20 protein-coding genes are annotated in these 22108 nt (G+C 38.9%); 5 read left to right on the forward strand and 15 right to left on the reverse strand.

From position 1 onward, the window contains the following. Nucleotides 1–3: 3 nt before the first annotated feature. Genes IGM13_RS11985 through IGM13_RS11995 form a run of 3 tightly spaced genes read right to left on the reverse strand, consistent with a single transcriptional unit; the run spans nucleotide 4 to nucleotide 2260 of the window. Nucleotides 4–303 carry a rhodanese-like domain-containing protein gene (locus IGM13_RS11985; protein WP_002355066.1) on the reverse strand — a complete coding sequence of 100 codons (300 nt, stop codon included), beginning with the start codon at nucleotides 301–303 and terminating at the stop codon, nucleotides 4–6. Then, nucleotides 296–1945: an FAD-dependent oxidoreductase gene (locus IGM13_RS11990; protein WP_002419551.1), complete on the reverse strand. Its 1650-nt coding sequence runs from the start codon at nucleotides 1943–1945 to the stop codon at nucleotides 296–298. Before IGM13_RS11990 ends, IGM13_RS11985 begins: the two co-directional genes overlap by 8 nt. After that, nucleotides 1946–2260 carry a rhodanese-like domain-containing protein gene (locus tag IGM13_RS11995; protein WP_002365287.1) on the reverse strand — a complete coding sequence of 105 codons (315 nt, stop codon included), beginning with the start codon at nucleotides 2258–2260 and terminating at the stop codon, nucleotides 1946–1948. A 168-nt stretch (nucleotides 2261–2428) separates the two neighbouring features. Between IGM13_RS11995 and IGM13_RS12000 the strand changes: the two genes are divergently transcribed. Then, nucleotides 2429–2689, forward strand: a complete 261-nt coding sequence (locus IGM13_RS12000; protein WP_002355063.1) for a metal-sensitive transcriptional regulator — start codon at nucleotides 2429–2431, stop codon at nucleotides 2687–2689. Nucleotides 2690–2734: 45 nt separating this feature from the next. Here IGM13_RS12000 and IGM13_RS12005 read toward each other — a convergent pair whose 3' ends face one another. After that, complete coding sequence (locus tag IGM13_RS12005) at nucleotides 2735–3994, reverse strand: MFS transporter (RefSeq protein ID WP_002370048.1); 1260 nt, start codon at nucleotides 3992–3994, stop codon at nucleotides 2735–2737. 97 nt (nucleotides 3995–4091) lie between these two features. Continuing rightward, complete coding sequence (locus tag IGM13_RS12010; protein WP_002419553.1) at nucleotides 4092–5300, reverse strand: pyridoxal-phosphate-dependent aminotransferase family protein; 1209 nt, start codon at nucleotides 5298–5300, stop codon at nucleotides 4092–4094. A 171-nt stretch (nucleotides 5301–5471) separates the two neighbouring features. On the opposite strand from IGM13_RS12010, the gene IGM13_RS12015 reads away from it, so the two are divergent. Further along, complete coding sequence (locus tag IGM13_RS12015) at nucleotides 5472–7097, forward strand: PucR family transcriptional regulator (RefSeq protein ID WP_002419554.1); 1626 nt, start codon at nucleotides 5472–5474, stop codon at nucleotides 7095–7097. A 117-nt stretch (nucleotides 7098–7214) separates the two neighbouring features. Here the strand turns inward: IGM13_RS12015 and allE are convergent, their stop codons facing one another. The 6 genes from allE to sylA form a co-directional block, all read right to left on the reverse strand. Further along, the gene (gene allE, locus IGM13_RS12020) at nucleotides 7215–8000 is read right to left on the reverse strand and encodes a (S)-ureidoglycine aminohydrolase (protein ID WP_002404331.1); all 786 of its coding nucleotides are present in this window, start codon (nucleotides 7998–8000) and stop codon (nucleotides 7215–7217) included. A gap of 21 nt (nucleotides 8001–8021) precedes the next feature. Next, nucleotides 8022–9245 carry an allantoate deiminase gene (gene allC / locus IGM13_RS12025; protein ID WP_002383320.1) on the reverse strand — a complete coding sequence of 408 codons (1224 nt, stop codon included), beginning with the start codon at nucleotides 9243–9245 and terminating at the stop codon, nucleotides 8022–8024. A gap of 181 nt (nucleotides 9246–9426) precedes the next feature. Then, entirely contained in the window at nucleotides 9427–10791 is a 1365-nt protein-coding gene (gene allB / locus IGM13_RS12030; RefSeq protein ID WP_002419555.1) for an allantoinase AllB, read from the reverse strand. Continuing rightward, nucleotides 10792–12288: an allantoin permease gene (gene allW / locus IGM13_RS12035; RefSeq protein ID WP_002419556.1), complete on the reverse strand. Its 1497-nt coding sequence runs from the start codon at nucleotides 12286–12288 to the stop codon at nucleotides 10792–10794. Nucleotides 12289–12881: 593 nt separating this feature from the next. Continuing rightward, nucleotides 12882–13394 (reverse strand): GNAT family N-acetyltransferase, encoded by a 513-nt coding sequence (locus IGM13_RS12040; RefSeq protein WP_002419557.1) that lies wholly within the window; start codon nucleotides 13392–13394, stop codon nucleotides 12882–12884. 18 nt (nucleotides 13395–13412) lie between these two features. Beyond that, nucleotides 13413–13865, reverse strand: a complete 453-nt coding sequence (sylA, locus tag IGM13_RS12045; RefSeq protein ID WP_002383314.1) for a transcriptional regulator SylA — start codon at nucleotides 13863–13865, stop codon at nucleotides 13413–13415. 192 nt (nucleotides 13866–14057) lie between these two features. Here sylA and IGM13_RS12050 point away from each other — a divergent pair, with 192 nt between their 5' ends. After that, complete coding sequence (locus IGM13_RS12050) at nucleotides 14058–14750, forward strand: hypothetical protein (RefSeq protein ID WP_002419558.1); 693 nt, start codon at nucleotides 14058–14060, stop codon at nucleotides 14748–14750. Nucleotides 14751–14915: 165 nt separating this feature from the next. Here IGM13_RS12050 and IGM13_RS12055 read toward each other — a convergent pair whose 3' ends face one another. After that, nucleotides 14916–16577, reverse strand: a complete 1662-nt coding sequence (locus tag IGM13_RS12055) for a SulP family inorganic anion transporter (RefSeq protein WP_002419559.1) — start codon at nucleotides 16575–16577, stop codon at nucleotides 14916–14918. A 176-nt stretch (nucleotides 16578–16753) separates the two neighbouring features. Between IGM13_RS12055 and IGM13_RS12060 the strand changes: the two genes are divergently transcribed. Further along, nucleotides 16754–17821, forward strand: coding sequence for a choloylglycine hydrolase family protein (locus IGM13_RS12060; protein ID WP_002367364.1), 1068 nt, complete (start codon nucleotides 16754–16756; stop codon nucleotides 17819–17821). Between the two features lie 51 nt (nucleotides 17822–17872). Here IGM13_RS12060 and IGM13_RS12065 read toward each other — a convergent pair whose 3' ends face one another. Together IGM13_RS12065 and IGM13_RS12070 are read right to left on the reverse strand one after the other, a co-directional pair. Next, nucleotides 17873–18529: a glucose-6-phosphate 1-dehydrogenase family protein gene (locus tag IGM13_RS12065; protein ID WP_002419560.1), complete on the reverse strand. Its 657-nt coding sequence runs from the start codon at nucleotides 18527–18529 to the stop codon at nucleotides 17873–17875. A gap of 24 nt (nucleotides 18530–18553) precedes the next feature. After that, nucleotides 18554–19762 (reverse strand): hypothetical protein, encoded by a 1209-nt coding sequence (locus IGM13_RS12070; RefSeq protein WP_002396649.1) that lies wholly within the window; start codon nucleotides 19760–19762, stop codon nucleotides 18554–18556. 184 nt (nucleotides 19763–19946) lie between these two features. Between IGM13_RS12070 and IGM13_RS12075 the strand changes: the two genes are divergently transcribed. Further along, a complete protein-coding gene (locus IGM13_RS12075; protein ID WP_430598712.1) occupies nucleotides 19947–21119 on the forward strand; it encodes a restriction endonuclease subunit S in 1173 nt (390 codons plus the stop codon). A 38-nt stretch (nucleotides 21120–21157) separates the two neighbouring features. Here the strand turns inward: IGM13_RS12075 and IGM13_RS12080 are convergent, their stop codons facing one another. Next, nucleotides 21158–22087, reverse strand: coding sequence for a site-specific integrase (locus tag IGM13_RS12080; protein ID WP_002365301.1), 930 nt, complete (start codon nucleotides 22085–22087; stop codon nucleotides 21158–21160). Nucleotides 22088–22108: the final 21 nt, after the last annotated feature.

A 22108-nucleotide genomic window follows, 5' to 3' on the forward strand; every position in this document is an offset into this window, starting at 1 on the left:
ATTTTATTGTTCTAATTGACCCAACCAGCCAGATGTACCACCTAGAACATTGGTTACTTGATACCCTTGTTGACTGAGAAACGCACACGCTTGTGCGGAGCGCGATCCCATTTGACAAATCAGATAATAGGGTTGGTTTTTATCTAATTGCTGATAATTTTCGGTTAAAGTACTTAAAGGTAAGTTGATGGCCTGAGGGACATGCCCCAGTTGGTATTCCATTTCTTCTCGTACATCAATAATTGGTAATTTTTTTCGTTTTGCTTCCTGATAAAATTCAGGCATGCCAATCGTGTTATACATTTTCTAGTTCCTCCGGTTTTACCATTCGATATAGCGCAAAAGCACCATCTAAATTTTTGGCTGAGATGCCTGCTTGTTTTAGCATCCGTTCTGCAATATAACTACGCAAACCGCTGTGACAACTAACAATGTACTCCGTTGACTTGTCTAATTCCTCCAAACGTTCTCTTAACTCATTTAAAGGAATAGAGACAGCATTTTTAAATTGACCATTGGCTCGTTCGGCGGGATTACGGACATCTAATAAAACAGCCCCATTAGCTAATTCGTTGGATAACTCATACCATTGAACGTTTTCACTCAATCCTTCTGCAAGGTTCATCGCTGCATAGCCTAACATGTTCACAGGATCTTTCGCTGAACCAAACGGCGGCGCATAGGTAAACTCTAATTCAGGCAAATCAAAAATAGTTAACTGTCCTTTAATAGCGGTCGCAAGAATATCAATCCGCTTATCTACGCCCTTTGCCCCAATTCCTTGTGCGCCATAAATTTCCCCTGTCGTAGGATGGAAAACTAATTTTAACTGAAGATCTGTTGCGCCAGGATAATACCCCGCATGGTCTTTTCCACTGATATGCACAACAGCTGTTGTTAGTCCAGCAGCTTTAGCAGTCCGTTCGCTTAAACCAGTTGAAGCGGCGGTTAAATCAAAGACTCGCACAATAGCGGTCCCAATGCTCCCTTGATTTTTTCTCTCTAACCCAGCAATCACATCCGCTACTTGACGTCCTTGGCGATTGGCGGGGGAAGCTAAAGAAATCAGCGCATCTTCTTGAGTGATTTGTTGTTTCACTACAATAGCATCCCCAACCGCATAAATATCGGGTTGATTCGTTTGATAGTGTTCATCAACAACAATACCGCCACGTAAACCAGTTGCTACACCTGCTTCAACTGCTAAGGTATTTTCTGGTTGGACACCCACCGACAAAATGGTTAAATCAGAAGCTAATGTTTGACCGTCTTCTAAGCGAATCACTTGCCCTTCTTCTTCAAAAGCAACCGCAGATTGTCCCGTAATTACTTGAACATTGTTTTTGCTTAATTCAACTTTGACAAAAGCGGCCATTTCTTCGTCTAATGGCGGTAAAACATGGGGTGCCTTTTCCACGAGAGTGACTTCTAATCCGCGTTTTTGTAAGTTTTCTGCCATTTCCAAGCCAATGAAGCCTGCGCCAATCACGACGGCTCGTTTTGTTTCTGGTGTCAAGGCTGTCATAATTTGATCTAAATCAGGAACATTTCTTAATGAAAAAACATTTTTGGCTTCTGCCAATCCTGTAATTGGTGGCACAAAAGGTTTCGCCCCTGGTGATAAAATTAATTTGTCATAGTGTTCTGTTAAAATTTCTGTTTCATGTTTCACTGTGATCACTTTTTCTATTGGATCAATCGCCACGACTTCATGGTGAGGACGAACATCTAAATTAAACCGTGCCTTTAACGCTTCGGGTGTTTGAACAAGCAGTTGCTCTCTTTCTGCGATTTCGCCAGAAACGTAGTAAGGCAAACCACAGTTTGCAAATGAAACAAAAGGGCCTTTTTCCATGACAACAATTTCAGCATCTTCCATTAAACGACGTAAACGTGTCGCTGCTGACATGCCACCAGCCACGCCTCCAATAATTACAATTTTCATTTATTTTCCTCCTTTAATTTGACCAGACCATTGGGACATCCCGCCACGAACGTTAATCACGTGATAGTTTTTTCTCGCTAAAATTTTGGCCGCATTTTTGCTGCGCATGCCGGACTGGCAAATCACATAGACCTCGTTAGCGGATTTGTTGTAGGCGGGAATTTTGTTAAGTGGGACATTAATCGCTTGTGGAATATGCCCTGCGCGGTATTCGCTAGGTGTCCGGACATCTAATAACGTTATCTCTTTAGATAAACGTGACTGCAATTCTTTTGTTGAAATACTTGGCGTTTTTTTAAACAATTGAAATAACATCTTTTTCTCCTTCTCTTATATACCTTACGGGGTATATTTAACATGAAAAAGTTAGACTTGTCAACTGAAGAGATTTCTGCCATTTTTAGATTCAAAGAAAAGATAGTTGACAAAAATACCTCGTGTAGGTATATTTTAAACCAATCACTACTCTTAAGGAGGGGCAAAATGACTGAAGAAAAAAAGAAAGTTCTGAATCGTTTACGCCGCACAGAAGGTCAAATTCGCGGGATTCAAAAAATGATTGATGAAGAAAAAGAGTGTATCGATGTTATCACTCAGTTGAGTGCGGTCCGTTCTAGTATTGATCGCGTAATGGGGATGATTGTTGCGGAGAATTTAAAGCATTGCTTTGAAAATCCTGAAAAAGATCCTAAAGAACAAGAAGAGCGATTAGCACAAGCGATTAATATGATTGTCAAAAAGTAAAACAACGCAAACTTATTCAACGAAAGATAAGTTTGCGTTGTTTTTTTATTTATTAGACGAATCTGCCCCGCGTTTTTTTAAATTGACAAGCATAAAAAGAATCGTGCCAATTAGTAAAATCACGACGGCGATATAAAAGCCCATGACTTTCGAACCCGTTGTGTCAGAAATTTTCCCAGTTAAAGCTGGGGCGATTACAGATGACATCATGCCGAAAAAGTTAAACACACCCAAAGTAGTGCCAATTCCAATTTTTGGTGCATTTTCACCTAGCCAAGAAATAATAATCGGTTCTACAGCTAATTTCCCTAAGAACCCATACATAATTAAAGCAATTAATAACAACGTTGCATTACTTACTTGTACAGTTAACAAAAGCATGGCTGTTGCTAAAAATTCTAAAACAACGATGAATTGAACTTTTTTATGCATGTACTTATCCGCCAACCGACTAAAAAATAACGCTCCTGGAATAGAGGCAAATGCGACCAGCGAAGAGGACAATCCAATTGCCGCTCCTTGGAAACCACGTTCGGTACTTAAAAAATTAGGTAACCAAGTCACAATCATATAATATGCATAACAAGTGCCAAAATATAAAATATACGCAAATAGCATATGTGGCGCAAACAGTTTTTTAAAGGGCACCTTTTCTTTTACCGCTTCGTTATCTTTTTCATCAACAACGGTTGGCTGAATCAAGGCCATATCTTCTTTATGATTGCGAATAATTACTTGAAAAGCCACTAACATACAAATAATCATAAAGGCGGAAATGTACATCATCACCTGCCAAGGTAATCCTTTTTGGGCAACTAAATAACTAGATAAAATCATTCCTAAACCTGAACCAACTGCTGAACCACTGTTAACAATAGCTGTTGCAAAACTTTTTTTGGCTTGAGGAATGTTTTGCGACGTCAACGAGTAAGCCGAGCCATAGAAAGAACCACATCCTAAGCCTGCCAATAAGCTACCTAAGTAAATTGTTCCAATCGTTTGGGCTTGGGCAATCAGTAATGCTGCCAGCGCAAACAAGATAAAGCCTGGAATTAATACACGTTTTTTCCCAATTTTGTCTACCAAGAAGCCTGCAGGAATCTGCATGACTACGTAACCGAGAAAATAAAAGCTAGAAATGGACCCTAGGGCCGTATCGGAAGCGTTACCATTTAAAGACGCACGAATTTGCGGATAAACAGGAGAAAGCGCGGAACGATAAATCCAGATTGTTACCCAGCCCATACATAGTAAAATAACGATTTTTTTCCAATAAGCCAACGAACTTTTTGTCTTGTCTGTCATTTTCTTTTCCTCCACCAATCATTTTTTTGGTTAACGTTTCATAAGGAACAAAAGCACTACGCTTTTTTACGTAGTGACCTTTGTCCTACCTTCTTTTTTAGTTTAAATACTCAGCCAATGCATGAGTACTACCGCTACCGCCTTCAAATTGATAACCTTGGTGTTTCAATACAGTCTCAAAGGCACTCAAGAAATGCAACACATTGTCTTCGCGACTGCTGTACCCCATATTACCGACCCGCCAAATTTTTCCTTTTAAATCACCGAAGGAAGAGGCAATTTCAACTTTAAAATGATCCAGTAATAAGCTCCGCACCTTTTCACCATCAATTCCTTCTGGAATGACCACAGGAATGACTGTTGGTGTTTTTGTGTCTAACTTCCCGAAAATTTCTAAGCCCATTTTTTGCAGACTTTCAACTAAAATACGATCGTTTTTCCGATGACGTGCGTAGACATTTTCCATGCCTTCTTGAAGTAACAAGCGCAGCCCTTCATGTAGCCCATAAATCATTGTAGTCGCTTCTGTATGGTGATTTAAGCGCTCTGGTCCCCAATATTTTTCTAATTGCGATAAATCCAAGTAGTTACTTTGAATGAACCGTTCATTCCGCGCATCCGCGCCAAGCCCTAACTCTTTTTGGTAACGGCCCGCCAGATAATCGGCTACACGTTGGTTGTAGGTAATCAAAGAAAGGCCTGAAGGTACGCTGACACATTTTTGAGTGCCTGCTACCGCAATATCAATCTTCCAATCATCGACCTTTGTTTCGACACCGCCGTAAGTCGCCACCATATCTACTACGAAGAAAATTTCATTTTCCCGACAAAAGGCGCCAATTTGATCCAGTGGTTGCATTTGTGCATTCGCCGTTTCGCCGTGGACCATCGCAACAATTTTTGGTTGATGTTCTTTAATCGCTTTAATCACCGTTGTTTGTTCAAACGGTGCGAGCCAGTCCTTTTCTAAATAAATGACTTCGGCCCGGGCGCGTTCGCAAATTTCACCTAATAAATAAGCAAACCGGCCATACGCAGGCACAAGCACTTTGTCGCCTGGCTCAATCAATGCAAATAACCCCGCTTCCAAGCCTGAACGTGACGTGCCATCAATGGCAAAGGCTTGTTGATTCTTTGTGGCAAAAGGTACTTTAATCATTTCCCGAACTTCATCCATAATTTGTAGAAATTCTGGATCGAATTGCCCTAAAATTGGTTGACCCATTTGACGAAGTACCGATGGATGGGCTTCGACTGGTCCCGGCGTCATGATTGTTCGCCGTACAAAATTTGGTTGTTGATACATAGTAATCCCTCACTTCATTTTTAATTCTTCTCTTTTATTATCTTTGGAAAAACTCAGAAATTCATTGTTCAATTTGCACTATTTTGACTTTGTTTTTTAGACATATTCAATAACTATCTTTTGTACTCCTTTTTATTCTTCGCTATACTATAAAAAAAGGAGGTTGTTGTGATGAAAATATTAGCTGAGGTCTTGGCTTTACCAAGATTTTCTGATTTACAATTATTATCGTCTCACTCAAACTTAACACAGCCCTTGGAAAGTGTAGAAATCACGGAAACACCTGATGTGGCTGATTTTATCCCTAAAAATGTCATGATTTTAACAACGGCAATGATTTATAAAGATGATCAAGAAAAATTGAAACCTTTTATTGACTCGCTAAAACAAGCAGAGTGTACGGCTTTAGGAATCAAAGTTGGGCGGTTCCTTGACGAAATTTCACCAGAAATTGTTGCCTATGCCAGTGCCGTTGATTTGCCCCTGATTAAAATTCCTAGCACACAGCCACTAGGCGGGTTGTTGCATGAAATTGTAGGCTATCTTCGTGATAGCAAAACCGAACAGATGTCTGCGGCATTTGACATCCAAAAGCGTTTTTCAACATTATTAATGCAAGATGTTGATGCTACGCGTTTCATCGCTGAATTTGCGAAAATTTTAAATGCGCCAATTATTTTATTAAGTCCTTGGCAACAGGTGATTGCTCACTCGAATTATTTTTATGGCAATCAAAAATCAGCGGAGTTTTTTATCGAACAATTATCAAAAGACCACTTTCAACAATTGGCACAAGAAAAGAAAATCTTTCGTTTACAGGATGAGCAACAAGAAAACATTCAAGTAGCTGGCTTTCCAATTCGTGTGAACGATTATTTTCCCTATTATTTATTGGTCTTATCTCCTGAACAGATTCCTTATCCTATTTCTGAATTTGCCATTGATCAGGCCATTTTAGTTTTGACTTTTATGTTATTTAAAAACCAGAAAATTGCTGAATCTTTTGAGCATCTCAAAACAGACTTTTTGGACCGCTTGCTTGATACACATCAAGAAGCGCTGAGTAAACATCAAAATTGGTTGGAACTTTGGAAAAATTATCGTTTAATCAACAGTGATTATTATCAATTAGCGATTGTCTACGGCGTGACTAAACCAGAAAATGAAACCCATATTCGTTATCAGCAAGCGGAAGGGCAACTAATTTTCCAATGGCTCAAAGAACAATTGCCGGAAATCCTGCCAGATGTCGCCTTGTTTAAATTAAAAAATCAAAATAAAAGTATCTTGATTTTTCAATCTAAGAAAAATGACCATTTGATGATTTTGCAAAACCTCGCTGAACGTTTGCAACAGGCTTTGCCTATTACCATTCGCTTTGCTTTAGGCAATGCTTATGAAAACCTAGAAGATTTGCCTAATTCTTATATTGAAGCTTCCTCGACATTAGAGGCTTCTTTACACGCTCAAAAACCAGCGACTGTGCAATTGTTCCATCCCAAAGGCCTAGCTGGACTTTTTGAAAAGATTGGCACTGAAGATGTTGAATACTTTTGCCAGCAACAATTGAAAGAGTTGGCCTATCCGACGGAACCGACGTTACAAGAATTACGAAAAACCTTGAAAGTTTTTTTAGATTTCAATTGCGAAATTACTAAAACGGCCAACGCTCTTTACCTTCACAGAAACACCATTAAATATCGCATGAATCAATGTGAAAAATTATTAGGTACCTCTATTCAAGAGCCTGAGACGAGTTTACTCTTACGGGTAGCGCTGGAACTTTCAGAAAAATAATTAACAGGAAAATAGCCGAATAAAAGTAACGTCTACCAAGAAAAAGGACTCTACCGTTCACCACTGCGTGTTCAAATCCTATTGTTCCGAGGTCATTACTTTACATTCGGCTTTTCGTTATAATTCTGGTTCACGATTGGCATCTTTGGAATAAACGTACATTAACGGTTCTTCACGGCCAACCGCATAGGCTGCTTGTGGCACATAGGCACTCATGAAAATATAGTCCCCTTTTTCCACTGGATACCATTCATTGTCCAAATTGTACATCCCTTGGCCACTAATTAAATACGCGCCATGCTCTTGGACATGCGTTTCAATGTAGGCATGACTAGCACCTGGTTCAAAAGATAAGATATGCATATTCATATCAAAGTCAAACTCTTTCGGCAATAAACTCCAAAGCAAGACGTCTGTCATTCCTTCATATTCTTCGGGTTGTTGGTCATGAATTGACCCAACCACTTTATAAGGTTGATGGTCTGCCAACGGCTGATAGCGTTTTTTATATAAGAAAACTTCTGTGTCTGCTTCCTGTGCATTCGCTAAATACATTTTCATTTCAGGCGTAAAGTAGGCATAGCCCCCGGCTTCAAGCTCATGGGTTTCTTGACCATCTGAAACGCGCAAACGACCGTCAATGACATAAACCAATGTTTGAATCCCGTCGCCACCAAAACCAGTTGTTTGTTGACCATTTTTATGAAACGTAGCAATGTAATCCACAAATGTCGCACCTAATTTAGGCGATCCCAAAATGGAAATATCGACATTTTCAAAACCAGGTACTGCATTTTGCACCAAACCATCATGGGGAATAATGGCGTAATTGTCTTTTTTTATCACAGCTCTTGATGTTAACAATTCTTTTTGGTAACCAACTCGATTATTTTTATAACCCATCACAATTCTTCCTTTTCTATCTTATTTATACGCTAATTCATATAAGGTATCTGCTAAAAGCTTGACGCCTTCAACCAAATCTGGAAATGCCGTTGCTTCTGCTGGATTATGACTAATCCCACCAATACTTGGCACAAATATCATCGCCGTCGGGTAATGGGGCGCAATAATTTGCGAATCATGCCCAGCGCCACTATGCATCATACGATACTGATACTTGCCTTCTTTGGCTTTTTGTTCAATAACTTCTACAATTGCTTGATTCATCGGTACAGGGGCTTCATCCATCCAGCGGTCAATTGCAATCGTTAAGCCTAATTCTTGAGCAATTGTCTTCATCCGTTCTTCTAATTCACCGGTAAAATGTCGTAAAAAAGCAGCGTCGGTATGACGGCAGTCAATTGTAAATTCCACTTCTCCAGGCACCACGTTGACTGTATTGGGTTTCGGAATGACTTTACCGAATGTTAAAACTAACGGATCACCAATTTCATTCGCACGATCAATGGCTTCTGCACAAATTTTAGCAAAACCGTACACCGCATCATGACGATAACTCATTGGCGTAGTGCCTGCATGATTGGCTTGCCCTTTTAAGTTAACCGTGTAGCGACGTTGCCCTACAATACTATGAACAACACCGACTTGGAGTTTTTCATTCTCTAAAATATTGCCTTGTTCAATATGAATTTCGACAAATGCTTCAATGTCCTCACGTCTAGTTTGCTCCTGCCGAAAATCAAAGCCTTGGCGATGCATCTCATCAACAAACTTTTTACCTTCGTTGTCAGAGATATCGACTACTTCTTCACGTTTGGCTTCACCAACAACATTTTTGCTTCCCCAGAAAACCGTTGGAAAACGACTCCCTTCTTCTTCAGCCATGGAAAGCACTTCTAGAGAACGCCGTGGTTTCCCATATTTGTCTAATAAATATTGAACAGCCGTCATGGAAGCAATAACACCATATTGACCATCTAAGGTCCCACCATTAACTACTGTGTCGATATGTGACCCAGTTAAAATCGTTTCCTGAGGAAATTCCGTTCCTGCCACTCGACAAAACAGATTCCCGACTTCGTCAAATTGCGTTTCCAGTCCAAACGCCTCAGTTTGGCTTTGCACATACTTTTGTGCTGCCAACCACGAATCTGTATAAAGTAAGCGTGTCATCCCTCCTGCAGGATCACTCCCAATTGCTGACAACTCTTCGATTCTTTGTTTTAAAACTTTTTCCAAGTCCATCACAAAACCTCCTGACTGATTACACTCTGATTGTAAACGTTTCCCTAGTTATCTTCATTGTACTTATCAAACAAAATTAAGCCTTTTTTTGTGCAAAATAACCAATGAACATCCTCTAACTCGTGGACAGAGGCGCTAATTCAATCACGCTTCTGTCCCTTTTCATTTCTAAAATAGGTGTTTAATTTTTGATAAATACGCCGTTAAACGCCTCGGTTACCCCATTTTCTTGTGCGTAAATTGTTTCGCCTCTTAAAATTGTTTGAATCACTTGGGCCCCAATTTCACGACCAATGTAAGGACTAATTTTATTTCGGTATTCTAAATCTTCTGCTTTTAAGATATACGGCGCATTAGGTTTAATTAGTACAAAATCGGCATCCTTACCAATGCTGATGCGGCCCTTTTGTGCTAAATGATAACGGTCAGCTGGGTTTGCTGCAATCATATCCGCGAATTGTTTCAAGGATAAACCACGTTTTTGGACGGCTTCATCGAATAACACGTCGACGTTATTTTGAACACCAGAAATGCCGCCCCAAGCTTCAAAAGCATTGGTTGTATCTTTTAAGTCTGGCGTACAAGGAGAATGGTCAGAGGTTACAAACGCGATGCCGCCTGTTTGCACGTGGTTCCATAAGGCGGCTTGTTGGTCCGCGTCACGAATCGGCGGCGAACATTTGACAACTGGACCAATGGCATCAAGTTCATCCGTGGTAAAATATAAATAATGCGTACATGTTTCACAAGTCACATCTACCCCTTCTGCTTGGGCTTTTAAAACTTCTTCCACGCCTTCTTGACAAGCCACATGACAAATATGAATCCGACAACCTGTTTCTTTGGCAAATAAAATGGCTTTTTGAATCGCTTCAACTTCGGTAAACACAGGACGTGTAGCTACATATGCCGCTAAAGTCGTTTCGCCATTTTGATAAGCTAACGCGCCTAATTTATCCGTAATTGGCGCATTTTCTGCATGGATTGCTAGCACTTTGCCAGTCTTGGCAACTTGTTTCATTCCTTCATATAGTGAATAATCGTCGACATTTTGAAAATCTCCTTCAATTGAACGATCGCCGCACGTTCCTAAAAAGCATTTATAGCCGGAAACGCCTCCTTCATCAAGTTCCTGAATCCCACCAGCCAAGTTGGTCGGAACCACACCCCCAAATGACCCTACATCTACTTTTAGTTTATTTTCTCCTGCCTTGTATTTGATCTCAAGAGAGGTCTTATCCACGGTTGCTGGAATCTGATTTAAAGGCATTTCCATAAAGGTCGTCACGCCCCCTTTGGCACAAGCGGCCGTTCCTGTGACATACCCTTCCCATTCATCGCGGTAACCACCACCAGGATCGGTAATATGAACATGAGCATCCACCATCCCAGGACTAACGACCAAACCCGTCGCATCAATCACACGTTCTCCCGACAAGTCTTGCCCGATCGCTACGATTTTTCCTCCTTGAACGGCGACATCCGTAATGACTTCTCCAGTTTCTAAAATAACTAACCCGTTTTTAATCACTAACTCTGCTTGCATTTATTTTCCCTCCTGATAAGCTGTTTCTTTCACTTTTTTTGAATCCCAAGTCCATTTTTTTAACACTAAGTACAGCACAAAACCTGTGGCAAAGCCCACAAACCACGAAATATCAGCAATGATTTTAACCTGTGGAATAAATTGACCACTTAAGGAAAGAACCAACGCCAGAATAGTAGCAACATACGCCGGCTTGTTTAATCCGTAAAAAGGATTGGCTTCCTCTTTTTTGTGTTTATCTACGTATAAAGCATTTAAATCAATTTGTTGCTTTTGAACAAAATAATAATTCGCAATCATCACGCCAGCGACTGGTCCTAAAACAGCCCCAATTGCGTTCAGAAAAATAAAAATACTATCGGCGTTTTCCATCAGTTTCCAAGGCATAATGAGAAAGCTGATAACACTGGCAATCATGACGCCTTTTTTATACGTCATTTTTTTAGGAAACAGTGCTGCCAATTGATAACCTGCCGGAATGATGTTCCCTGTTGCATTCGTTGAAATAGTCGTTAATAAGAAAACCGACATGGCTAAGACCACCACTGCCACATTATCTAAACGATCAATAATGTTTAAAATATTCCATTCCTGAATCCCAAAATACAGCGAACCACCTAACAGAATAACCACACTGGAAAAAGCGAAAATCCCATAACCAACAACTAAACCTGCTGTTTGCCCCACAACCTGAGCACGTGTCGAGCGCGCATTCTTAGTAAAATCCGCCACACTCGCACCAGGCGCTGACCAAACGGCCACAACCGAGTTAAAAATAATCAGATACGCCACCAGTGGATTGACTGAACGAATCGCACCAGAAACTTGATAGGACAAAATTGGTGTTAAACCGCCCCCAGCTCGAATGGCCCAAATCGTTAATCCAATAATAACGACATAAATCAACGGACTTAAAATGGCGGTAAACCGGTTCAAAATTTTGCTACCACCGAAACCTATTGCCACATTTAAGAGCCAGAAAAGAGTAAACGCCATTAATTCAGGTAGCCTGAGACCAAAAAACTGGAATGACCCACCAATTTGTAAAAAGTTCGGCCAAAATTTCCCGAGAATAATTAATAAAGCGAGCGATCCTGTAAATGTTTGCAGACCAAACCAAGCAATCGCGGCCACACAACCTCTTAAGAACCCTGGCAGTTTTGCTCCGAGACTTCCGTAAGTAGACTGTAAGTGCATCGCAAAAGGAATCCCATATTTAGAGCCAGCCACGCCATTCAAATTCATGAAGGCTGCTACAATGAATGAGCTTAACACAACTGCCAGCATAACTTGCAGCGGCGATAAGCCTAAGAAAATAAAGCCGCCAACTGCTGCATAATTCGGGATATTATGAATCGAACCCATCCATAATGTAAAAAAATTGCGCGCGCCCATCGTCCGTTGTTTCGGGCTACTTGGCAACAAATCCTCATTGTAGCCACGTGCTTTCATCGCTGTTTCTTCTTGAGCTGTTACTTGAGACACATTTTTCTCCATGACAAACTCTCCTTTTTATTAAAAATTTTTTCTATTAAAACACCCTGCCTTCTCTTTTTTGTCACTTTTGCACAAACATGCGTACTACTCTCATCACACGAATTGTAAGCGCTTTTTATAACAAGAATCATTAGTTACCCCAACTAAATAACAAACGATTCTTTGTTCACTTTGAACGAAAAAATAGCAACCTTTTTTATATCGCCCTCTCACTCTAGAAAATAAGAAACAAATCTTTTTATTCACATATTATGTACAACTTCTCTTTTCAAATGCTAAAATACGCTTATTATTAAAAATTACATAAATAAATTATACATTTAAATGAAATCCAACACAACATTTTTTAATCAAACACACACAAATTAGATAAAATGAAGTGGATTTTCAGGAAGAGACCCATCCTGAAAAAAGACACTGACAAAAGAGTTTTCTCACAAGATTGACAACTTTTCACAGATTTAAAATCTTCTTTTTCAATTTTTACATTTTAAAAAATAACATTTTGAAAATAAAAAAATGCTTAATTTTAATCAAAAAAATAAACAAAGATTTCTGATTTTATCAGAAATCTTTGTTTCTAAATTTTCTTGCTATAATTCCTTTAACAAAATAAAATCCGTCTGTTCATCGTCTCCCATAAAAAATGAATGTTGACTATAATAGCGGTAGCCAATCGTTTTATAAAATGCCCGCGCCGCATCATTGTGTTCCCAGACACCTAACCACAGTGCGTTTTTACCAAATTCACAAGCTTTCTCTTCCGCCAGTTCTAACAATTGTGTTCCCAGCTTCTTTCCTTTAAATGCAGGTAAAATATATAATCGCTCAACCTCGAGCTTTTCTGGCCCCATCGGTTCCGTTTGTGCCGTCTCACGATTTAATTTCATGTAGCCAGCTAATTGATTATCGACAAAGATAAAATAAAAGTCAGAGTGGGGATTAGCCAATTCCTTTTGTAATTTTTCTAAATTGTAAGCTTCTACTAAATAGGCTTGCATATTTTCTGGGGTATTATATGGTCCGAAAGTATCTGTATAAGTTTCAATGCTGATTTCTTGTAACGCTGGTGCATCTTCTATTGTTAATTGTTTTATTTCTCCCATCAATCAGTCGTCCTTTCCTTAATAATTTCGAGTGTTCCCTTTTTTGACAAATTCCCAATCTTCGCTGACATTTTTACGCATCCGGACTAAGTACTCTGCCAATTGTGAAATTTCCACTTCTGACAAGCCTTGCAAAGCAACTTGATTCGAGTGTTGATTTTCGCGCACAATGATTGGATAAACGTTTTTCCCTTTTTCTGTGGCATAAATCCGCTTAATTTTTTTGTTGCTTGCATCTTCTTGACGATAAATAAAGCCTTGTTCTTCCAAACGCTTAATCGCCCGCGCCGCTGTGGTTCGATCAACTTTAATCAGTTCGGCGATCTTTTCTTGGATAATCCCAGGATTTTCACAGACCCTGACCAAATAAAGATATTGTCCTCGTGTTAAAGATAATTCCTTAAATTCAATATTACTGATTGAATCTAAGGCCCGCGCAATCATACCAATTTCTCTTAAAATATCTGTCACTAGGACACTTCCTTTCGCTAATATTTTATGATTGTCATTACTTTAACTTATTTTTGTTGCAAATGCAACAAAAATAAGTATAAAAACTACAGATTTAAACAATTTGAGCATTCGTGAAAATAAAATAATTATTCCTTTTGTTATATTAACAAGTAAGATAAAATTAGTTATAGCGTCTATAGGAGGAATAGTATGAAAAAATTAGTTTGTGTTATTTTAGTTATTTTTTTAACAGGTTGTAGTTCTCAGAAAGCGAATGAGCCTAAAAAACAAGAAAATTCTACCAATCATACAACATCAATGAAAAGCAGTACTAATCATTACAGTTCTAGCATAGAAACAAGCTCTAATAATAAACTAAAAGAAACTTCAGAAAGTGCCAGTACCACTCAGGATTCGGCAAAGTCTAAAAATGAAGTATCCACAAATGTCGAAGAAGCAAATTCTTTAGAAGCAACACCTTATGCTGTCGATCTTAGTAGTTTAAACAACCCACTCGTATTTAATTTTAAAGGAATGAATGTGCCAACTTCAATTACGTTAGAAAACTTAAATTCAACACCAACTGCTACCTTCCAAACTAAATTGTTTGGGGCTGAAAATGGTCAAGTGAAAGAAGCCATTAATAAATATGAGCTATCTATAAATACAATTCCTACAAAAGAGATTAGAATATTTTCGGCGGACGATAACAGTATTCGAACCGTTAAAGTAAATACAGAATTAATTTTAGGAACTAATATTTCTTCAAACGATGAACAAAATAGATCGGGTACTTTATACTTATTCAACAATAAAAATGGTTCGATATCTTTAATCACTCCTAACTACGCAGGCAATGTTACGGATGATCAAAAAGACGTTATGCTAGAAGTACTTCAATAACTAACCTAAAAAAAATAATAAAGAGAAAACTTCTAAGTATGAAGTTTTCTCTTTATTATTTTTTAGGAACTCCTCTAGAAACTCGTTTTAGTCCCCACTTATTTTTCTTATTTCTTCACCCATTAAGCACGCAATAGAAAATAGAACATTTCATTTGAAAATGACTTATTGTTCTGCAACATGCACCGTTTGTAAAAATTCTGCGACTGAGAAATGGTATTCCTTCTCTTGATTTCCTTGAATGGTTCGAATCATTTTTTCAACTTCTGGTTGCAGAGCGGCAAATTGAACTCGTTGTCCACGACCTTCTGCTGCAAGACAAAATTCTTCTAAAATATCTAACGCCGTACTATCAATGCTAGGAACTCCTCGCATTGAAAATACTACACCACTTTTTGTTTCCAATTGTAGTAACGTTTGTTTCAATCGTTCAGAAGACATGAAAAATAACGGGCCACTCAAATAAACCACCACCCAATTTTCCGTACAATCGGTCGGTACTAGCCCCATTCTTGACCAATCAACTTCCTCGACATTAATCGTAATCACGGCACTTTTCGCAATGAAAAACAGGCAACCCGCTAAGACCCCTAAAACAATCGCTAAACTCAAGTCAAAAATAACGGTCGCTACCATCGTTAAGAAGAATAAACACAAGGCTGTGTGGAAACGTTTCTGGAAGAATTCTTTAATCACCGACCATTCATTCATTCGCCACGCTGTCACCACTAAAACACCAGCTAACGCAGGCATGGGAATTTTAGACATGACTGGCGATAAAAGCAACATCGATAACAATAAAAAGACCGCATGAAAAATACCCGCTAAACGTGTTTGCGCACCAGATTTAATCACTACGCTCGTGCGGGCAATCGCTGCCGTTGCAGGTACGCCACCGAAAAATGGCAAAATTAAGTTGCCAATTCCTTGTGCCACTAGTTCCTGATTACTGTCTAATGGTTTCCCTGTCATGCGACCAGCCGAAGCGCCACAAAGCAAACTTTCAATCATACCTAACATAGCAATGCTAATCGAAGGCACCAAAATATCCTGAAACGCACTTAATTGAAGCGAACCAAGTTCCAAACGTGTATCACTAAAAATACTTGTCGGAATTTTCCCTACAGTGGCCACTGGCAGTTGAAAAACCACTGTTGCTAACGTAGCTAAAATAATCATCACCAATGAAGCTGGTATCATCGCATTCCACTTTTTCGGAAAGAACACTAATCCAAGCACCACTAAAATCGACATAACCGTCGTTGGTATACTTAAATCAAAGCCCAATGAACGATAACTGCTGATTTTCTCAATTAAATTGTGGCCTTCTGAACGAACCCCAAAGAAATTATCAAGCTGCCCCAACGCAATAATAATAGCAATTCCTGAAGTAAACCCGGTAATGACCGGTGACGGAATAAAAGAAGTCAAGCTCCCTAAACGCAAAATCCCTGCCAAAAGCAAGAAAATTCCCGCCAAAAAGGTGGCCAACAAAATCCCTTGCATGCCATGCACTGCCGCAATTGACATTAAAATAGCTGCCATCGCACCTGTTGGTCCTGAAATTTGATAAAACCCACCCGAAAGGCTTCCAATCACAATTCCAGCGATAATCGCCGTGATCATGCCAGCTGCTGCAGTGGCGCCGCTGGAGACCCCGAACGCTAACGCTAACGGCAACGCGACGGCTGCGACAGTCAAACCTGCCAAGAAATCTTTTTTCAATTTTTTTTGATTATACCCTTTAAATTCATCCCTTATCATTTGTGTGTACTTTTTAAACATTCGCATCCTCTTTTCATGAAATTTCCATTCTAAAGATATCATATTTTCGGAAAGATAATAAGGTGTTTTGTGAAGGAAATCGCTAAAAAATTTTTTTCACCTCATTTAGACAAAATTGTCTAATATTTTAGGAATTTAGCCACCGCTGTTTCCTAGAGTATGATATGCTTAACTAGTAAACAGGCTTCACAAACTTACATTAATTGGGAGAAACTATTATGTGTACAGGCATCAAGATTATTTCCAAAACAAATGATATTTTTTATGGACGTACGATGGATTTTACGTTTGACTTTTTTGGCAACGAAGATCCAATTGCACCAAAAATCCCTACTCTAATTGCTCAATTTCCAAAAGGTACAGTTCTAAACAGCCAACTAAATCCTTGGACAGCAAAATATGCCTTTATGGGACTAGCAATGTCAGGCACAGATCAACCAGCAAACGATGGTAAAACCGTCAGCCTTGCTATCACAGATGGTATCAACGAAGCCGGCTTATCTGGTGATATTCAATATTTAATGGAATCTTCAACAGCACCTGCTGAAAGTTTAGCAGATCGTGGTTTAACACCTCATATTGCAGAAGAAGTTCTCGCTTATATTTTGAGTAATTTTGAAAGCGTTGACGAAGTAAAAGTAGCTTTTGAAAAAATCGGCCTGTTAGATCAAAAATTCCAACTTGATTCATTGGGGGAAGTTCATTTCACCTTACACTGGACCATTAATGATAAAAATAATAATAGTATCGTTTTGCAACCAACAGATAACGGAGCGTTCGTCATTTATGATTCGATTGGCGTAGTCACAAACAGCCCAGAATACAATTATCATTTAACCAATGCACGAAACTATATCGGGATGCGCAACTATGCTATTAAGGAACCTTACACTTTAAAATCAGGCGCAACACTTGACCCAATTGAAGGTGGGACTTCTTACGGACTATTAGGAATCCCAGGAGACTTCACTTCGCCGTCACGCTTCATTCGTGCGTTATACTATTCTGACAATCTCCAAGAATTTGATAGCTCTGAAGGGATTATGCAACTCTATCGCGCCTTCCAAACAGTGATGATTCCTCGGGGAATTGGCCATTTAGGTCAAAGTAATTCTCTGTCTGATTTCACACATTATTGGTCAGGATATGATGTGACTAATCTAACCATGTATGTCCAACCAGAAAGTACTACCTCATTTACAAAATACACTTTGGATCCAGCTTTAACAGAAGTTACTACTTTTGCTGTTTCTAACGAGCTACTACTAACAGATTTAAATCAATAAAAACACAAACAACGTCTCTGACCAGGTAATTGGTCAGAGACGTTGTTTCGTTCATTTTTCAGATAATGCGTTATACAATGGCGCTAATTCTTGAAGCGCCTGACAACTTTTTTCTTCAATCGTTTCAAGCTTTTCCGTCGCAAACCACAACTTACCGATCTGAAATGAGCGATTGCCTATCCGCTCTTCTATAATTTTCCGTTGTTTTTCATCTGCTAAATAATCTTTTAAAGGCAAATGGTCCACTAGTTCATGCTCCTCCTGCGGCCAAATATAATAGCCTTCACAGTCGATGGTTTGGCTCCAAGCTTCTAAACGATTAAGCAATTGATTGTAAGCGACTACTGAGCCTGCCCGCTCCTCACTTTTGTAATGTTGAAACATCAAATATACTTGAAATTGCTTTTTATTTAATAACAACGCCAGACAAGCATTTTCCGCTTGGCGTTGCTCACTGCGATATGCAGCCCAGAAATGACTGCGTAAATTCCAGCCGTTGGTCCAGCTTTCAATTTTCGGCTTAGTGATGCCGAGTTCAGCTGGTAAACCTTGGGCGATTGCGAGGTTTAAGGCTTTCCACTTTTCCCAATGTTGCTTGTAGGTTTGCTTTAAGGCATCGATTTCTGCTGATGTTTGTTGCTCTTTGAGTTGTTTAAATGTGAAGATTTCTCGGTTGAACAGATTGAAGTCTTGATGGGTTAGGTTCATTTTATTCCCTCTTTTTAGTATCTTCTAGTTACTCTTAATAATTTTATTTTTCAATAGCCATTGTAAAAATAACACAAGGACTACAACTGGCCAAAGCGTGATTGGGAAAAAGAGCCCCACAAAAATGCCTGGTACAAGAATCGTTCCTAAGATTTGGGTTGTTAAACTCGTAGCAAAAATTGCGACAACAAAAAGCGAGTCAATTGTTGGGAAAAATTGTGCGACCGCAAACCCGATTAAAATAGCTGAAAAAACGACGGGAAAAATATCGCCACCTATCCAACCTGTCTGTAAACAAACTTGTAAAAATACTAGTTTCATTATCGCAGCGACCACCAAGATATACCAGGCTTGTTGACTACCAAAACTAGGAACTAAATGCATAAAAGATTGTCCTGAAAATAGTAATCTTGGCATTAAAATAACAAAAAGAAAAATACAGGCTGCACCAAAGCTTACCAGTATGCTTTGCTTTTCTTCAAAAGGTTGGCATAGTTTAGCCAGAGCAGCTTTCAACCATTGATAGGCGTTACCAATCACAAAAGCAGTTAATAAAGCGGGTAAAATCAGCCATAACGAAGCCATTTCAATTTTTCCAGTTCCTAACTTCGTAATAAACGATGGGTGTCCCACCAATTTCATTAAAAAGGTAAACACCACCAACCCGTTCACAATAAATAACCCGTTCATCACTTGTTTCAGTTTCTTTTTATCTACAGGAGCGAGCCTCGTGTCGTAGCGCTGAACAAACTGTTGCGGATGTAGCAAGCGCTGAATTTTTGTCCTAAATGCTTGCTGTTCTTGCTCGTCATAATGAAAATAAAGGTACCGTAACTTATCAGATTGCCAGACTGACAACGAAATAATTGCTCCCAACAATGCGGCTTCAGGACCGACACCAGCCCCGAAAATTAAAATTACCAAGGCGGCCAATAAATTTCTAAACACACCTGAATAATCGACCGATTGTTTCGCCTTCAATTCTGTCAGAGCCTCATGCGCCGTTTGTGGTACTTGTCCGAAGCGTTTCTTCAGATAACTCAATACCAACGCTCCTAGCACACACAAGACAAAATAATAGAGGATTGGCCACTTCATTTGCGCTGGCAATACCTCCCAGAGCAGAGTCGTTAGCTCTCCTTCAATGATTAAAAACGCTCCTGAAATTCCCGCGATGATACTACTTAAAAATAACCCACTGACGATAATTGTCCACATTTTTCTGTTACGCATACTTCCTCCAAATGATAGTTGTTTCTTTTATAGTAGCAGATAGTTAGTGGTTTGTGTTTGAAGATTTTGGGAAGGATTAGTTTTTTTTGAAAAATTGAGGTTATGAAAAGTTATCGTTTTACATTATTATTATTTGAATTTGTTGATTGTATTTACGCTGATAGGTGTTTGGGAACTGTGTAAGTTGGGGGATTGTTCAGAAATTTTGACTGGCGGAACTCCAAAGACCTCAATATCTGAATATTGGGAGCCAAAGAAAATTCCTTGGATGTCTTCTGGTGAAGTAAATAAAAGACGTCTCGATAAAACAGACAATATGATTTCTGAAGAAGGTCTAGATAATTCTAGTGCTCGTTGGATTAAAAAACATTCAGTGTTAATTGCATTAGCTGGTCAAGGGAAAACTCGTGGAACTGTTGCAGTTAATAATATTAACCTTACTACGAACCAATCAATTGCGGCAATAGTTCCAAATGACAACCTTCATTATGAATTTATTTATCAAAATTTAACAAAACGTTATGATGAGCTTCGAATGATTTCCTCAGGTGATGGAACACGGGGAGGATTAAACAAACAAATTGTTTCTGATGTAATTATCCTATCTCCAAGCAAGGAGGAACAGATTAGAATCGGTGCCTTCTTCAAACGTCTCGACTATGCCATCACTCTTCATCAGCGTAAGTCGGATCAGTTGAAAGAGTTGAAGAAAGCGTATCTGCAAGTAATGTTTCCAAAGAAAGATGAGACTGTTCCTCGGGTGAGATTTACTGATTTTGAGGGAGAATGGGAACAGTGTAAGTTAGGGAAGATTGGTAAGACTCAATCTGGGATTGGTTTTCCGGATGTTGAACAAGGGGGGACGGAAGGAATTCCTTTTTACAAAGTGTCAGATATGAATAATCCTGGCAATGAACATGAAATGATAAATGCCAATAATTTTGTAAATAAAGAGCAACTTAAACGAAAAAAATGGAAACCAATTGAAACCGTTCCAGCTATTATGTTTGCAAAAGTTGGGGCGGCTATCATGCTTAACCGCAAGCGTCTTGTTACAAGTTCATTCTTAATTGACAATAATACTATGGCTTATATTTTTGATAATTCTTGGGATACGAATTTTGGTAAGACACTATTTGAAACGATAAATTTACCACGATATGCACAGGTTGGAGCTTTACCAAGTTATAATGGTTTGGATATTGAATCAATTGAAGTAATTTTGCCAAATAAAGATGAACAAGCTAAGATTGGTGAACATTTCTCAAATCTAGAAAACCTCATCACACTTCATCAAAATAAGTTAGAGCAATTAAATGAGTTAAAAAAATCCTACCTCCAAAACATGTTCATCTAAAAAAATAACTCCCCGCAATCCGCGAGGAGTTATTTTGCTTACATCAACATCGCCAAATGGCGCATAATTTTATCATTATCCTGATTCTCTAATTCCTGAATAATATGCAAATAAGTTTCTTGCGTAGTTGTCATACTAGAATGGCCTAATCGAGTCGCCACGCTAGCAATTGAAACACCAGCAAATAATAACAGCGAGGCATGTGTATGACGCAAACTATGGACAGTAATCACTGGAATCTGCGCACGTTTACATAAGACTTTTAAGCGACTATTAATCGTAGAATTAAAGACACGTCCTTTCACAAAAATTGGTTCCATTGGTGGCATATTTCTTATCAATTGAGAAAATTGCATTGCTGTTTGCCAGTCAATTTGTACTTTGCGTTTAGAAGATTCATTTTTTGTTGATTGGAAAAAACCAGTGGGGTTCTTATAATTCCATGTTTTTTCAATAGTTATTTTTTGTTTAGAAAAATCAAAATCTTTTGGCGTTAGTGCCAATGCTTCGGAAAAGCGTAGGCCCGTTTTAACTACCAATAAAATAAACCAATCCCAGTTTAGTTGCTCGCCTAGCTCTAATTCTTTCAAAAGAGCTTGAACTTCAAATTGGTTTAAAAATTTTGATTTTTTAGGACGTGGTGCTTTTCCTTTAATGACAATTTTTCGTGTTGGATTTTTTGAAATAAGTCCTTCATCGACTGCATCTAAAATTGCTCCTTTTAATTGATGATGAAAATCCATGGTTGTCTGCCGTTCGTGGGTTAACGCGTAGTCATTTAATAACTGCTGATACCGTTGCCGATCCAAATGTTTTACTTTTAGACCAGGGGCCAACTCAGCAAGCCGTTGTTCCGCAATATAATATTTTTGCAACGAAATATCCCGAATCGCCCCGACTTTATAAAGCTCCACCCACTCACTGAAATATTCATGAAATAATTGCTCAGTTCTCTTTCTCTTAACCAAAATAAAACCTCCTTGATAATT

This window comes from Enterococcus sp. DIV0561 (genome assembly GCF_050539875.1).
Taxonomy (GTDB): Bacteria; Bacillota; Bacilli; order Lactobacillales; family Enterococcaceae; genus Enterococcus; species Enterococcus faecalis.

Coding starts and splice junctions, on each gene's coding strand:
- IGM13_RS11985 (WP_002355066.1), bottom strand. CDS start 303: ATGTATAACACGATTGGCATGCCTGAATTTTATCAGGAAGCAAAACGA.
- IGM13_RS11990 (WP_002419551.1), bottom strand. CDS start 1,945: ATGAAAATTGTAATTATTGGAGGCGTGGCTGGTGGCATGTCAGCAGCG.
- IGM13_RS11995 (WP_002365287.1), bottom strand. CDS start 2,260: ATGTTATTTCAATTGTTTAAAAAAACGCCAAGTATTTCAACAAAAGAA.
- IGM13_RS12000 (WP_002355063.1), top strand. CDS start 2,429: ATGACTGAAGAAAAAAAGAAAGTTCTGAATCGTTTACGCCGCACAGAA.
- IGM13_RS12005 (WP_002370048.1), bottom strand. CDS start 3,994: ATGACAGACAAGACAAAAAGTTCGTTGGCTTATTGGAAAAAAATCGTT.
- IGM13_RS12010 (WP_002419553.1), bottom strand. CDS start 5,300: ATGTATCAACAACCAAATTTTGTACGGCGAACAATCATGACGCCGGGA.
- IGM13_RS12015 (WP_002419554.1), top strand. CDS start 5,472: ATGAAAATATTAGCTGAGGTCTTGGCTTTACCAAGATTTTCTGATTTA.
- allE (WP_002404331.1), bottom strand. CDS start 8,000: ATGGGTTATAAAAATAATCGAGTTGGTTACCAAAAAGAATTGTTAACA.
- allC (WP_002383320.1), bottom strand. CDS start 9,245: ATGGACTTGGAAAAAGTTTTAAAACAAAGAATCGAAGAGTTGTCAGCA.
- allB (WP_002419555.1), bottom strand. CDS start 10,791: ATGCAAGCAGAGTTAGTGATTAAAAACGGGTTAGTTATTTTAGAAACT.
- allW (WP_002419556.1), bottom strand. CDS start 12,288: ATGGAGAAAAATGTGTCTCAAGTAACAGCTCAAGAAGAAACAGCGATG.
- IGM13_RS12040 (WP_002419557.1), bottom strand. CDS start 13,394: ATGGGAGAAATAAAACAATTAACAATAGAAGATGCACCAGCGTTACAA.
- IGM13_RS12050 (WP_002419558.1), top strand. CDS start 14,058: ATGAAAAAATTAGTTTGTGTTATTTTAGTTATTTTTTTAACAGGTTGT.
- IGM13_RS12055 (WP_002419559.1), bottom strand. CDS start 16,577: ATGATATCTTTAGAATGGAAATTTCATGAAAAGAGGATGCGAATGTTT.
- IGM13_RS12060 (WP_002367364.1), top strand. CDS start 16,754: ATGTGTACAGGCATCAAGATTATTTCCAAAACAAATGATATTTTTTAT.
- IGM13_RS12065 (WP_002419560.1), bottom strand. CDS start 18,529: ATGAACCTAACCCATCAAGACTTCAATCTGTTCAACCGAGAAATCTTC.
- IGM13_RS12070 (WP_002396649.1), bottom strand. CDS start 19,762: ATGCGTAACAGAAAAATGTGGACAATTATCGTCAGTGGGTTATTTTTA.